The following is a 13,114-nucleotide window of genomic DNA, read 5'->3' on the forward strand; positions in this document are numbered from 1 at the left end:
CAATTATAATGCGCTTTTAACTGCCTTCACCAGTTTCTCTGCTCTTTCCCGGATCTCTTCTTCGCTCCAGCCCAGGTTAATCGGGGTGGAAATGTTTCTTCCGATGATATCATCTGAAGCAGGGAATTCTTTGGTTTTGTAAACCTCCATTGCCTGTTTCAGTTCTTTTGCAAAGGGCGTTAATACATGCCCTTCTTTAAAATGCTGCCACTGGCGGATGTAATGCCAGTTGTTATCATAATAATGGAAAGCGGCCAGTCCGGCGGCTTTCATTGCAGCAGCTGCTTTTGCTGCCTGGGCTGTTTCCGGCAGGAAAAACGACAGGAAGGTAGCGCTGTCGCCGGCTTCATCCGGCAACCGGCGGAAGGTTACACCCGGCACAGTGGCCAGTGCATCCTTGAATATTTTCTTGGTCTTACGCTGTATTTCCAGGAAGGTATCCAGCTTGCGGATCTGCGCCAGTCCCACTGCAGCATGCAGTTCAGAAATACGGTAATTGTAACCGATAAACGGATGAAGATCAGCGCCACGGTCTACCCCGAGGTGATCATGACCATGGTCCGTATACCCGTCACATTTAGTATAAATGTCTTTATTATTGGTAATGATGGCGCCCCCTTCTGCACAGGTGATCGTTTTTACGAAATCAAAAGAAAATGTGCCGGCGTCGCCAATGGAGCCCAGCGCTTTTCCTTTATAGGAAGCACCAAAGCTCTGGCAGGCATCTTCCAGCAGGAACAGGTTATGCTTTTTACAAATGGCCTGTAACGCATCCAGATCGGCCATTGCGCCGCACATATGCACCGGCATTACTGCCTTTGTACGGGGAGTAATAGCTGCTTCCACCGCTTTGGGGTCCAGGGTCAGGGTATCGTCCACATCTACCAGTACCGGTGTGGCGCCTACGGAAAATACCGATTCAAAGCTGGCCACAAAAGTAAAGGTGGGCATAATGATTTCATCGCCGGCGCCCAATCCCAGGGCAGCCATAGCGGTGGTTAACGCGGCCGTACCACTGGAGGCAAGCTGGGTATACTGTACATTCAGTTTATCGCAAATAGCCTGTTCCAGCTCCTTTGCTTTCCAGATGCCTTTACGCGGACCGTCGAATCCGTAACGCATCATTATTCCTGTTTCCAGTACGTCGTTTACTTCTTTCCTTTCCTCGGCTCCAAATAGTTCATATCCGGGCATAAACTGTTGATTTTAAAATATAATTTGAATGAGTGCTTTTTCAATAGTGCTGCAAAGTTACTATAATAGGCATTGCGTTACATCGGAAAAACTGTTTATCTTTTGCTAAAAATTCACCATGCGTTTTATACTGTTCCTTACCCTGTTGGGGGTTTTAGCCGGAATGCCCGCTCATGCGCAGAAAGCCCGCCCCGCCGATCAGCAACAGATTGCTGCACTCATGGCCACGCAAACGGCCGCCTGGAATAAAGGAGATATCGACGGCTTCATGACTACTTACTGGCATTCCGATTCCCTGCTGTTCATCGGTAAAAACGGGGTTACCTATGGCTGGCAGGCTACGCTTGACCGCTATAAAAAAACATATCCGGACGCAGCGGCAATGGGCAAACTGGATTTCAAATTGCTGGAATTCAAGCCCCTGGCTTCCGATACTTACCTCTTAATCGGGAAATGGCACCTGGAAAGGACTATAGGCGACTTACAGGGCCACTTCAGTCTCATCTTACAAAAAATAAAAGGACAATGGAAAATTATTGCTGACCACAGCAGCTAAAAAAAACCATCCCAGGAATAGGATGGCCGCTATACACCACAACATTAAAGAAGTTCTGGACTTCTTTTTCTTTAGAAGTAAAGTTTAAAAGTTTTCATCTGATATGGTAAAATGTTCAATGCTTTGATTTCTTACTGGCTTCACTATCCCTTACCGCTTTGTTCTCCTTTTCAGGTTTATCAGACAAATCGCCATGTAAGGGATTACGGTTAGTAGTGCCTTTATCCTGGTCTAATATGTCTACCGGTTTCTTCTTCCTGTCATGATACTCACCGGTATGATCTGTTTCCTTCTTTTTCATAATCTCTTTTTTTGAAGATGAAAATATGGGAGATACACCATGGGAATCACAAACACTATTCCACCCTCAAAACAGGCCATTTGACGAGCTGGCGAAGGGTGTCCGGGGCATCAGTTCCACAAAACCCTGATGCACAGTGAGAAAGAATAACAACACACGGCCTGCGGAAATATTGCAGTTCTGATTAACATTAGATTTACAAAAACTATGATCATTATCTCATATCTACACACTATCTTCGGTGCCTCAAACAAGTTTTAACCCGTAACCTCTGATCAGCCACGAGTAGTTTTAATCAAGTTCCTGCCTAAAGCCAATTTTTTAGTTTTAATCCAAGTCCTGTTTAGAACCCGGTATCTATTTACTATAACTAATTACTGGTTATGCCCGGGAAAATTATGCGCGTTGCCACCGCTCTGATGGCTGTTGTTATTTATTGCAGTTGTACTAAAAAGACTGACCTGGCGCTGGATGCGCCGGAAAAAACACCTCCTGCAGATACGTCGGTGGTGCCCGAAAACAAAGTGGACCGCAACGCCCTCTTACTGCTGGTAAACGGATTACGCAGCCGTGGCTGTAACTGCGGTACAGAATCAATGCCTCCTGTAGGCACCCTTACCTGGAATGGCCTGTTGGAAAGAGCGGCCTATGACCACAGCAAAGACATGGTACTGAATAAATATTTCGACCATACCGGGCTCAATGGTTCCACACCTGGTTCCCGCCTGGATGCAGCCGGATACAAATGGACCTTTTATGGGGAAAATATAGCTACCGGCAGCCTGAACGAACAAGCAGTGATACTTGGCTGGCTAAACAGTCCGAAACATTGTCACAATATGATGGATGCTAATTTTAAAGAGATCGGTATTGGTCGCTATAACAACGACTGGACAATGGAATTGGGCAGGAGGTCCGTTGCCAACTAATCAGGGGGCGCTCATCTTTTTGCGCCACATACGCCATACAAAGTAAAGATAGGCCGCCATGGAAACGCCAAACCAGCTGTAAAAAAAGATCATCCTGCCAGGAGTAGACTCCTCCGGCACAGCAAATCCCAGGTACAACCCGAGGAATACATTGATCATCAACCAGAAAAAGCCAATAAAGATGGTCCGCATTATTTTTATGAGGAAATGAAACAACTCATAATCCATCTTATTGGGATCCGGCGCCGGTTTTTCCTGTTCTTCTTCCATAATCTTTTATATCAGCACTACTAAGGTATGCACAGTTTGGCAAGGTCTGTACTGTCGCCCTTAAATACATTAAAATCCACGGTGGTCCGGATGCCGTTTACCCGGCCGATATCGCTGTGCTGCCAAAACAACCAGGCCCTGTCGGAACGCGGCCGCTCCTTCTGATAGTAATGCGCGATCCACAGTGGATAGCGGTCAAATTCGCTGCCAAGATATGTTTCGTAAAAATGAATATTAGTGTAGATGATGGGTTTTACCTTGTATACCTTTTCCATTTCCTCCAGCCAGATTTTCGCCGTGCTGCGGATCACGGCCGCAGGCTGATTGTTGCTGGTTTCGATATCCAGTACCGGCGGAAGATCCCCGGATTGCAGGTCGGCCACATTATGGAAGTTAATGGCTTGTTTCAACGGGTCCCGGGTGGCATAAAAGAAGTGGTAGGCGCCCCGGATTAAACCGGCCTTACCCGCCTTGTCCCAATTTATCCTGAAGGCGGCGTCCTGCCGTGTAATACCTTCCGTGGCTTTTATAAAGGCAAAGGATATACGAATTTTATCTACCTGCATTTGCTTTACCGCCGCCCAGTTGATGTCTTTCTGGAATTTAGAAACATCTATCCCATGTATCTTATAATTCACCGGCATGTCAATTCCAAACTCTTCATACCGTACAAATTTCACTTGCTTTTCCCGCTGGCGCCACCATAAATAGGCCACTGCGGCTAGTACTACCAGTAATATTAATAATAATCGGATCCGGATACTTTTCACTTTTGCTTCTGTTAGTTGCAGGGTAATTGGGTAAGGATGCTGTAATAAATGCCGGCAGTCCTATTTTTTACAGCAAGTATAGGTTATAATTTGTTTAAAGAAGCTACTTTTACAACGGTCAAGTGATTTTTTATGCCCGATTTTAACCTGAAGGATACCCTTAATTTGTTTTCAAAGTTCACACTGCGCCGCGGTTTAAATGCCGGCAAAGTACTTGGAAGCTATTTCATGAGCAAGTGGACCAACAAACCGGTTCAGTGGGGCTATCCTATTTCTATATCTTTTGAGCCTACTACGTCCTGCAACCTCCGTTGCCCCGAATGTCCCAGCGGGCTCAGGGCCTTCACCCGCCCTACCGGCATGCTGGAACAGGACTTTTTCAGGAAAACGATCGATGAGATTTCCAAAGAACTGCTATACCTGATTTTTTACTTCCAGGGAGAACCTTATCTCAACCCCGGTTTCCTGGACATGGTGAGATATGCGGCCGATAAAGGAATTTACACCGCTACCTCCACCAACGCCCACTACCTCACAGATGCCAATGCGAAGAAAACAGTGGAAAGTGGACTGGACAGGCTCATCATCTCTATTGATGGTACTACCCAGGACGTATATACGCAGTACCGGGTAGGCGGCCACCTGGATAAAGTGATCCAGGGTGCAAAAAACATCGTAAAATGGAAAAAAGAGCTGAATTCATCCAAGCCTTTTGTCTTTTTCCAGTTCCTTGTAGTAAAACCCAATGAACACCAGATAGAAGATATTAAACGGCTGGCCAAGGAAATAGGTGTAGACCAGGTGCGGTTTAAAACTGCGCAGGTATATGATTATGAAGAAGGCAACCGCTTAATTCCTACCATCGATAAATACTCCCGCTACCATCGCAACGAAGACGGCACCTACGCCATAAAAAACAAGTTAAGCAATCATTGCTGGCGTCTGTGGCATTCCCCGGTGGTTACCTGGGATGGCCTGGTGGTACCCTGCTGCTTCGACAAAGACGCCCAACACCGGCTGGGCGATCTGAAAAAAGAATCCTTCAAAACACTGTGGCATAATAAAGAGTATATCCGTTTCCGTAGCGAAATCCTCGAAACCCGCAAAAACATAGATATCTGCGCCAACTGCAGTGAAGGCACTAAAGTTTGGGGGTAATTGCCTGCTGCAGAACTTTTTTCTCATTGACATTCAATCCATTAACTACATTTATAGTTTAATACTACAAAAATAGTTTTTAAACTACAGAAATAGTTATAGATTAGTGTTATGAAAAAGCTATCCCGTAAAGAAGAAGAATTAATGCAGGTAATGTGGGATCTCGAAAAAGCATTTGTAAAGGATGCCATCGAGCAGCTCCCCGACCCGAAACCGCATTACAACACCATCGCCACGCTCATGAAGCGACTGGAAGATAAAGGCTATCTCGCCCATCATGAATATGGTGGCTCCTTCGAGTATTACCCCACCATTGCAAAGGAAAGTTATAAAGATACTTTTATGAAAAAGGTACTCAACACTTTCTTTGATAACTCCTATCTCAATATGCTGGCTTATTTCGCTAAGGAAGAAAAAATAAGTGCGGAAGACATGAAGACGCTGGTAAAGATGATCGAAAAAGATAAAAAATAACGTGTATGCCTACCCTGTTTATATATATTCTGCAAGCATCCTGTGCAATGACGCTTTTTTATCTCCTGTATATCAGCTGTTTTAAAAAAGAAACATTTTACCGGTATAACAGGATCGTTCTGCTGAGCGCTTTCATATTCTCAGCGATATTGCCACTGCTTCCCCTCCCTGCATGGCAATGGACGCAAAAATCAACAGAAGCCACAACACCGGTAAGCGTTTACTTTAGTGATAACGCGCACGCATCTACGCAGGTAACCGGTGTCGCAGAGGAACACCACTGGTGGGACCCGCTGATGCAGCATGGCGGTACCATATTGGTAGCAGCATACATAACAATAGCGGCTTTCCTGCTGTTGCTGCATATACTGCAGCTCTTAAAGATCCGCCGCCTGGTACGGGCAGGCAATGTATACATGCGCAATAATATACGTTATGTACAGCTTCCGGGAATAACAGCGCCCTTCTCTTTTCTGAGAACCATTTTCTTCGATCCTAACGCACATGCCCATACGGAATTGCAGCATGTTCTCAAACATGAAGAAGCGCATGTACAGCAATACCACTCTGCCGATATGCTGCTATCAGCCCTCTACTGCTGCATTTGCTGGATCAATCCCTTTGCATGGCGTTGTAAAAGAGCGCTGCAGCTGAACCTGGAGTTCCTGGCAGATGAAGCCGTCATCCAAACCACCGATGCCCCGGATGCTTACCAGTACAGTTTACTGAAGATAGGCCTGGCCGGCAGCCGCGTAACCATTGTGAATCATTTCAGCAAATCATTCATTAAAAACAGAATACTCATGATCAACAAAACCCAATCACCCCGGCTACGTACCTGGCGGTACCTGCTGCTGCTGCCGGTATTTGCACTGGCAGCGGGCCTTCTGGCGGCCACTTCTCCATCCCCAAAAAACGACGCGGGCACTAAATACCTGGCCACAGAAAACGACCGGCTCTATGGAGTGGTTACGCCCTTAACTTCTGATAAGGACTTCGCGGAAATGAAGGATGCATTGGAAAAAAAGGGAATAACGCTGAACATACCGACCCTGAAACGTAATAAGAACGGGGAAATCACAAAAATTGACTTCAAACTGGTGTCGGATACCTGGTCAATGCGGGAAACAATGGAAGTTCCATTTACACCGTATTTCTTTTATTGTGCTGAGAAGGAAGGCGGAATAGGTCCTTTTCCAATGAAGAATTGCCCCCGGCACCTGCAGGACCTTGCATTGGCAGAAGGTAATGGAGCCGCTAAAGGGATTACGACCGACTCCACCTTTTTGAATCGCTTCCCAGGTGGAGAGCACGCATACCGCAAGGTGTTTGCAAAAAATGTCCGCTATCCGAGGGCAAGCCAGCAAAGCAAAACGGCCGGTGTGGTCAGGCTGCAATATAAAATTCAGCCCAACGGTGTCATCAATAATATAGAGTTGCTGGAAACACCGGATAAAGCACTGGGCGATGAGGTAAAACGTGTTTTAGAACAGCTCCCTACCTTTGCAGCAGATCCTTCCGGGAAAACTGTTACCGTTTCCCTGCGCATATCATTTATGCTGGATAATGGCGCAGGTGGATTTATCAAAGGATCCGACGCAGATAACGCGGATATAATTGTAGTGGGATACTTGCCGAAACCGATTTCCTTTATTCAGCCACTGTCTCTTTCTTTTTTCGACGACCCTTCGTCACCTTGTTAAACAGGTTGATACCTAGTTGAACACCTATAAACTCAAGTGCTGTCATTAATGCCCCGGTAGCAAAATTCTTAAATTTACCACTTCCCCAGGCCATCTTAGCCACATTCATGGCTACGTTCAGGGCACCGCTATGTTTTGCGCTACCGGGGATAACAGCATTCAGGGCCATCTTTTTATAGTTGTCCCTGAAAAAATCCACCCTGTTTCCCATTTCATTTTCCAGCAGCCTGGACTTCATTTTTAGCCGGGTAATTTCCAGCTCCAGTGATTCGAAGCTGTCTATTTTCTTACTCATGTGTAAACATTTATCATTGTTTATCCTTTCATGGTGTTTTCAGTGGCCTCTTCATCAGGAACATACCCCGGATCTACAGGTTGCTCCGGATGTTCCTTTGCCCGCTGGTTGTGAATATGATTGGAATGCTCATCCTGGTCTGTAATTTCATCTACCAGTTCCGTAATCAGCAATTTAGCCAGTGGCCGCTGTATCAGCTGCTTACGGAACAATAAAATAACCAGGAATAACAATATAAATAATCCTGCAGCACAGCTGAAACCAATGGTAAAACTATTGGTCATTTCCCCGATCCAGAAGCCTACTACCATGCCCAGGAACACAATCACAAAAAAGAACAGCAGGAAAGCCATCAAAAGAGAGAAAAACAATCCCAACGCTTTTGACAGCTTTCCTGCTGCCTGGAGCTTAATCAGGTCCAGTCTGGTTTCCAGGTATTCCCTGGCTACTTTTCCCGTTTGGGAAAAATAGTTGCTGAAATTATCTTCCATGCAAATCAATTTATTCAAATGGGGTTATGCCAACTCATTCTCTAACTCATCCTGGAACTGATCTTTTTTCTTTCTCCATTTTTCTTTCAGCTTTTCAGACTGATCTCTTAATTTTTCTACCAGTTCATCTTTTTTATCTGAATTGAGGAAATATCCTACTGCAACGCCTACGGCTGCACCCACAATAAATGAAACCACGGCTTTGGAACTGTTACTCATAACTAAAGGTTTTTAAGATGTTATAAATTAGGTTTTCTTTTTTGGTAACAGAGGTGCAACAAACATTATTCCATAAATGACAATTGAATAAAAAGCTGTGTTAAACCTCCGCCAAATAAGAACAAGCTCTCCGTAATTTTGTTTAGGGTTTATAAAAGTATAACGGCGCGGCCGGTCTGTTTTTTGACATACGGGATAATTACACGATATTATGTACTATGAGCTATCTTGACAACGACCGCCTTAAACAAATTGGCTTTTTACTCCTGATCCTTTTTCTTGCTGTGCTCCTGTTTATGGAGATGTTCACCTTTTTTCCCGGCTTCCTGGGAGCTGTTACCCTCTATGTAATCAGCAGGAAATGGATGTTCAAACTGGTAGAACAACGTAAGTGGAGAACAAATCTTGCCGCGGCACTGCTGATGGTCCTCTCGTTCCTGGTGATCCTGCTGCCCATAGGCATGCTGATAAACATGCTCGGGGCCAAAGCCGCTTATGCCGCCAACCACTCCACAGAACTCATCAACAGCCTCAAACAAACCAATGCCCGGCTGGAAAACAGCCTGGGATTCGGCCTGCTCACCGCAGAAAGGCTGCAAAAAATACAGGAAAATATCACCGCCTTTTTACCCGGGTTCCTCGGCGCTACCTTCAATACCCTTACGACTATTGCCCTGATGTATTTCATGCTGTATTTTATGCTGGTAAACGGCCGGAAAATGGAAGAGAACCTCTATGAGTATATTCCCCTGAAAGATAAAAATGTGGAAAGACTGGGTAAAGAGTTCAACACTTTGGTAATTGCCAATGCCGTAGGTATCCCCCTCATTGCAGTGGTACAGGGTGTTATTTCTCTGATCGGCTATTTAATTTTTGGAATCCCCCAGCCTTTTTTCTGGTTTGTGATCACCTGTTTTACCGCAATGCTGCCGGTGATAGGCGCCGCCGCTGTGTATGTGCCACTGGGAGTTTATTTACTGGCTTCCGGCAGTACCTGGCAGGGCATAGCGGTGCTGGTGTATGGATTCGGCGTGGTTGGCACCTCTGATAACGTCGCGCGGATGTTGCTGGCAAAGAGAATTGCAGATGTTCATCCCCTCATTACCATATTCGGTGTAATCATTGGCGTTAGCCTGTTTGGCTTCATCGGCCTGATCTTCGGACCCTTACTCATCTCTATGTTTATCCTTTTGCTGGATATCTACGGAAATGAGTTTGTGATAAAAAGAAGGGATATCGCGCAGAAAAAACCGGCCACCGACACAGATGTCCGCGATACGCCCGGAACAAGGTAATCAGCGGTAATAATTATTTTCGGAGATATAGTTAATCACATTATCAGGTACCATAAAACGTACAGATTTTCCTTCTTTCAGCCATTTTCGGATATCTGTAGCGGAGATGTCCAGCATAGGCGCATCCAGTATTTCAATCCGGGCGCCAAAGGTGTCTGTTATTTCATGCCCCGGCCGGCGGTAAACATAGATCGGATAATTTTTCACGATCTGTTCGTAATTTTTCCAGCGCGGTAAATTCTGAAAGCTGTCGCTTCCCATAATAATGGCAAATTCCTGTGTTGGAAATTTCTCCTGCAAATACGTGAGCGTGTCCACTGTATAGGACGGCCGGGGTAACGAAAACTCAATGTTGCTGGCCCGCAGCCGCACCTCGTCTTTGATGGCCAGCTCCACCAGGTGAAAGCGATCATGTTCATTCAGCAGGGCCGACTGTGGTTTCAGCGGGTTATGCGGCGAAACCACCAGCCATACTTTATCAAGATCAGTATTGTGCGCTACGTAATTGGCAATGATCAAATGCCCCGTGTGTATAGGATTAAAAGACCCAAAATACAAGCCTATTCTCATGTTTTCATCGTATAAATTGCCAATGGCTACTTCATAATGCGTGTAAAAATAGGTATTTATAGCGGGAACATGGAAATAAGGCTTATTCCAGTGGTTTGAATTGCTCAAACACCTGGCCGCAGTTCTTGCAAAAATGGATCGCACGGCACAACGTAGAGCCGAAAGGAGAACGTAAATAAGTTTGCTCGCTGCCACAATGCGGGCAGGGAACCTCCATCATAAGTTCTGCGCTTACTTCTCCGGCCAATACTTTTGGGGGTGCTATGCCAAAGGCTTTCAGCTTTTCCTTGGCGGCAGGCGTCATCCGGTTGCTATGCCAGTGCTCCTGTTTGTCCACTTCAACGCTAACGGCTATACCGAGTTCTTTTTCCAGCACCGTTTTAATGTTGTGTTGGATATAACTCACCGCCGGGCAGGCCGCAAAAGTGGGAATCATTTTAATATGCACCGCCGAGTCATTCAGATCCACACCGGTGATCATTCCCAGATCCACTACGCTCAATACCGGGATCTCCGGATCCATCACCGTTTCCAGTGCTGCATATACATCGGCTATCGTAATTGTTTTGGAAGACATCATTTACCAGCTGGCCTCCGTATCCAGGTTAAACACTTCACTCATTTCTCTCAATAAAGACTGCAGATGCGGCGTATGAACTCCATGACGGCCGCCATACACAGGAACAATAGCACTTATCTCCGGCAGGTTCAGGGAAGCCTTTACCAACACCGGGTAAATACGATCCAGCCAGCGATGGTACAACGCCGTTTCACCAGGATATACCTTGTCTTCAATCAAAGCCTCTTCATATAGCTGCGAGGGTTCAAAAATTCCCGCCGCCAGGGCAATCGTCTTATCCAGCGCCTGCTGCATACGGTCGTAGCTTTCTTCTCCTGCCCGGCTCAGTTGCATAATCCAGGCATTTGCATGCAGTGTATGATACTTCAGCTCCCCCTTTACTTTTTTGCTCAATAGCCGGAAGGGCTCATAGCTGCTGTCCTGCAAACTTTCATAACGGACAGACTCGGCCAGGTCAAATAAAAAGTGCCGCATCAGGCTGAAATCATATTCACCATTGGGCATCTCTACCAGGTGCGACGACTTGAATTCTTTTTCCGGACGGAGAAATGCAAATGTATCCGGATCTTTTCCTCCCAGCTCCTCATGAAGCATGCGATACAACGCCCATGCATGGCCTATTTTGTCCTGCGCCATGGAAGAAAAGGCAATATCTTCTTCCATCACAGGTCCTAATCCCGTCCACTCAGAATTACGATGCCCCTGAATCAGTTCATCGTCTGCCATTTTTATAATCAGGTCTGTTAGTGCTGCGTTGTTCATTTGGATTGTTTGAATTTATTGATCTTCTCCATCACTTTAAAGCCACTGGCATCCCGGTAGGTTTTCTCCATATTGTTTGCAAACATATCTTCATCTTCCACATCAAAAGCCAGGATGTCTGCACTTTTCACGACCCAGAGATTGACACATTTTTTCCGGCGGGCAAATTGCTCCTTCGCAAAAACCAGTGCCAGCTGCGGGTCCGGCGCATGTACACAGCCCACGTGCTCATGATGCGCGCCTCTCTTCTCCTGGTGAAATACCTCGTATATGTTCCAGTTCTCTCCCTCCTCCACTTTCACTACTTCCCCGGCCGGGCCCAGTTTCAGCCTGTTTACACGGGGATCTAAAGAATCGTTAGACATGAATATTTGAATAGTTTTAATGATAAAGTTTGATGCCGCTTTCTCTGCCGGCACATCCTAGGCCACCGGCAATACCCGTTTTTCTGTTGGTTTCATGAGCGCTTTGCGTACCCAACGTCCCTTTTCTTCTGCCCACTTGCGCACCTGCAGCCGTTCCATATTACAGGGTCCGCCGCCGTTAATCACCCGGAAAAACTCGTCCCAGTCGGGGTCCGTGTATTCCCAACGGCCGGTCTCCCCGTTTTTGCGCAGCGCAGGATCCGGCAGAGTGAGGCCCAGCTCCCAGATCTTAGGCACATAGGACTCCAGGAATTGATTGCGCATAGCATCGTTACTCGCCATTTTCACTTTCCATTGCATCAGTTTTTCACTATGACTGGAACTTTTGTCCGGAGGACCAAAGAAATGCATAATAGGCTGCCACCAGCGGTTGAGGGCATCCTGCAGCATTTCCTTCTGCGCCGGCGTACCCGTTGCCAGTTCAATAAAAGCGTCATGGCCCTGTTTGAGGTGGAAGCTTTCTTCGTAACAAATACGCTCCAATGCCCTGCAATAGGGACCATACGAACCCTTCGCATTGGCAACCTGGTTTACAATGGCTGCGGCATCAATCAAAAATCCGATAACAGCCACATCTGCCCAGGTTTCCGCCGGATAATTAAATACGTTGGAGTACTTGGATTTACCGCTGAGCAGGTCGTTAATCATCGCCTCCCTTGATTTACCGAGTGTTTCGGCTGCATTGTACAGCAACTGACCGTGGCCAATTTCATCCTGCACTTTGGCAATCAGCGCCAGTTTGCGCTTGAAGCCCGGCGCCCTGGTAATCCAGGTGCCTTCCGGTAATGCCCCGATAATTTCTGAGTGAGCGTGTTGTTCAATAAGGCGTATTAACTGCCTCCGGTATTCCACCGGCATCCAGTCGCCGGGTTCTATCTTTTCCCCTCTGGCAATACGTTCCTCAAAAGCAGCGAGCTTTTCCGGCTCATCATGCTGTTGTTCTTCCCGCAACTGATTTCTGTTGGGTTCGTCGAAAATATATCCACCGCCGTACATAGTGCGATTGTTTTGGTCGCTAGTAAATTACGGAAAAAAGACCGTTTCAGCAGGAATTGATTGTTAAAACAGCGGGATTCAAATGTTATAGAATCGCCAAATTTTTCCGTCATGAAACAGATAGCC

Annotated in this window: 18 protein-coding genes; 6 read left to right on the forward strand and 12 right to left on the reverse strand. The window is 46.3% G+C overall.

From position 1 onward, the window contains the following. Positions 1–3 precede the first annotated feature (3 nt). Complete coding sequence (locus tag AB6805_RS07550; RefSeq protein WP_370908828.1) at positions 4–1,194, reverse strand: DegT/DnrJ/EryC1/StrS family aminotransferase; 1,191 nt, start codon at positions 1,192–1,194, stop codon at positions 4–6. A 118-nt stretch (positions 1,195–1,312) separates the two neighbouring features. Here AB6805_RS07550 and AB6805_RS07555 point away from each other — a divergent pair, with 118 nt between their 5' ends. Then, the gene (locus tag AB6805_RS07555; protein WP_370908829.1) at positions 1,313–1,750 is read left to right on the forward strand and encodes a DUF4440 domain-containing protein; all 438 of its coding nucleotides are present in this window, start codon (positions 1,313–1,315) and stop codon (positions 1,748–1,750) included. A gap of 115 nt (positions 1,751–1,865) precedes the next feature. On the opposite strand, the gene AB6805_RS07560 is transcribed toward AB6805_RS07555, so the two are convergent. Further along, positions 1,866–2,051 (reverse strand): hypothetical protein, encoded by a 186-nt coding sequence (locus tag AB6805_RS07560; protein ID WP_370908830.1) that lies wholly within the window; start codon positions 2,049–2,051, stop codon positions 1,866–1,868. A gap of 383 nt (positions 2,052–2,434) precedes the next feature. On the opposite strand from AB6805_RS07560, the gene AB6805_RS07565 reads away from it, so the two are divergent. Continuing rightward, positions 2,435–2,980, forward strand: a complete 546-nt coding sequence (locus tag AB6805_RS07565; RefSeq protein WP_370908831.1) for a CAP domain-containing protein — start codon at positions 2,435–2,437, stop codon at positions 2,978–2,980. On the opposite strand, the gene AB6805_RS07570 is transcribed toward AB6805_RS07565, so the two are convergent. Together AB6805_RS07570 and AB6805_RS07575 are read right to left on the reverse strand one after the other, a co-directional pair. Continuing rightward, the gene (locus tag AB6805_RS07570) at positions 2,981–3,250 is read right to left on the reverse strand and encodes a hypothetical protein (protein WP_370908832.1); all 270 of its coding nucleotides are present in this window, start codon (positions 3,248–3,250) and stop codon (positions 2,981–2,983) included. Between the two features lie 20 nt (positions 3,251–3,270). Next, a complete protein-coding gene (locus tag AB6805_RS07575) occupies positions 3,271–4,020 on the reverse strand; it encodes a glycoside hydrolase family 25 protein (protein WP_370908833.1) in 750 nt (249 codons plus the stop codon). 132 nt (positions 4,021–4,152) lie between these two features. Between AB6805_RS07575 and AB6805_RS07580 the strand changes: the two genes are divergently transcribed. From AB6805_RS07580 to AB6805_RS07590, 3 genes are all read left to right on the forward strand, one after another. Continuing rightward, the gene (locus tag AB6805_RS07580) at positions 4,153–5,178 is read left to right on the forward strand and encodes an SPASM domain-containing protein (RefSeq protein WP_370908834.1); all 1,026 of its coding nucleotides are present in this window, start codon (positions 4,153–4,155) and stop codon (positions 5,176–5,178) included. A gap of 111 nt (positions 5,179–5,289) precedes the next feature. Further along, positions 5,290–5,652 carry a BlaI/MecI/CopY family transcriptional regulator gene (locus AB6805_RS07585; RefSeq protein WP_370908835.1) on the forward strand — a complete coding sequence of 121 codons (363 nt, stop codon included), beginning with the start codon at positions 5,290–5,292 and terminating at the stop codon, positions 5,650–5,652. Positions 5,653–5,657: 5 nt separating this feature from the next. Continuing rightward, on the forward strand, positions 5,658–7,355 hold the full coding sequence (locus AB6805_RS07590) for a TonB family protein (protein WP_370908836.1): 1,698 nt from the start codon (positions 5,658–5,660) through the stop codon (positions 7,353–7,355). Here the strand turns inward: AB6805_RS07590 and AB6805_RS07595 are convergent. The 3 genes from AB6805_RS07595 to AB6805_RS07605 are packed head-to-tail and all read right to left on the reverse strand — an operon-like array spanning position 7,303 to position 8,360. Beyond that, positions 7,303–7,650 (reverse strand): hypothetical protein, encoded by a 348-nt coding sequence (locus AB6805_RS07595; protein WP_370908837.1) that lies wholly within the window; start codon positions 7,648–7,650, stop codon positions 7,303–7,305. The two genes, AB6805_RS07590 and AB6805_RS07595, sit on opposite strands and share 53 nt — an antisense overlap. A gap of 20 nt (positions 7,651–7,670) precedes the next feature. Beyond that, positions 7,671–8,141, reverse strand: a complete 471-nt coding sequence (locus AB6805_RS07600; protein WP_370908838.1) for a hypothetical protein — start codon at positions 8,139–8,141, stop codon at positions 7,671–7,673. Positions 8,142–8,165: 24 nt separating this feature from the next. Continuing rightward, positions 8,166–8,360, reverse strand: a complete 195-nt coding sequence (locus AB6805_RS07605; RefSeq protein ID WP_291916028.1) for a YtxH domain-containing protein — start codon at positions 8,358–8,360, stop codon at positions 8,166–8,168. A 218-nt stretch (positions 8,361–8,578) separates the two neighbouring features. On the opposite strand from AB6805_RS07605, the gene AB6805_RS07610 reads away from it, so the two are divergent. Continuing rightward, complete coding sequence (locus tag AB6805_RS07610) at positions 8,579–9,655, forward strand: AI-2E family transporter (protein WP_370908839.1); 1,077 nt, start codon at positions 8,579–8,581, stop codon at positions 9,653–9,655. On the opposite strand, the gene nadD is transcribed toward AB6805_RS07610, so the two are convergent. The 5 genes from nadD to paaA are packed head-to-tail and all read right to left on the reverse strand — an operon-like array spanning position 9,656 to position 12,988. After that, on the reverse strand, positions 9,656–10,333 hold the full coding sequence (nadD, locus tag AB6805_RS07615) for a nicotinate (nicotinamide) nucleotide adenylyltransferase (RefSeq protein ID WP_370908840.1): 678 nt from the start codon (positions 10,331–10,333) through the stop codon (positions 9,656–9,658). Beyond that, the gene (gene paaD / locus AB6805_RS07620; protein WP_370908841.1) at positions 10,308–10,802 is read right to left on the reverse strand and encodes a 1,2-phenylacetyl-CoA epoxidase subunit PaaD; all 495 of its coding nucleotides are present in this window, start codon (positions 10,800–10,802) and stop codon (positions 10,308–10,310) included. Before paaD ends, nadD begins: the two co-directional genes overlap by 26 nt. A gap of 3 nt (positions 10,803–10,805) precedes the next feature. Further along, a complete protein-coding gene (gene paaC, locus AB6805_RS07625; RefSeq protein WP_370908842.1) occupies positions 10,806–11,567 on the reverse strand; it encodes a 1,2-phenylacetyl-CoA epoxidase subunit PaaC in 762 nt (253 codons plus the stop codon). After that, positions 11,564–11,932, reverse strand: coding sequence for a 1,2-phenylacetyl-CoA epoxidase subunit B (locus AB6805_RS07630; protein ID WP_079471456.1), 369 nt, complete (start codon positions 11,930–11,932; stop codon positions 11,564–11,566). The genes paaC and AB6805_RS07630 overlap by 4 nt, the downstream gene beginning before the upstream one ends. A 57-nt stretch (positions 11,933–11,989) precedes the next feature. After that, positions 11,990–12,988: a 1,2-phenylacetyl-CoA epoxidase subunit PaaA gene (paaA, locus tag AB6805_RS07635; protein ID WP_370908843.1), complete on the reverse strand. Its 999-nt coding sequence runs from the start codon at positions 12,986–12,988 to the stop codon at positions 11,990–11,992. Positions 12,989–13,114: the final 126 nt, after the last annotated feature.

This window comes from Chitinophaga sp. RCC_12, from assembly GCF_041360695.1.
Classification (GTDB): Bacteria; Bacteroidota; Bacteroidia; order Chitinophagales; family Chitinophagaceae; genus Chitinophaga.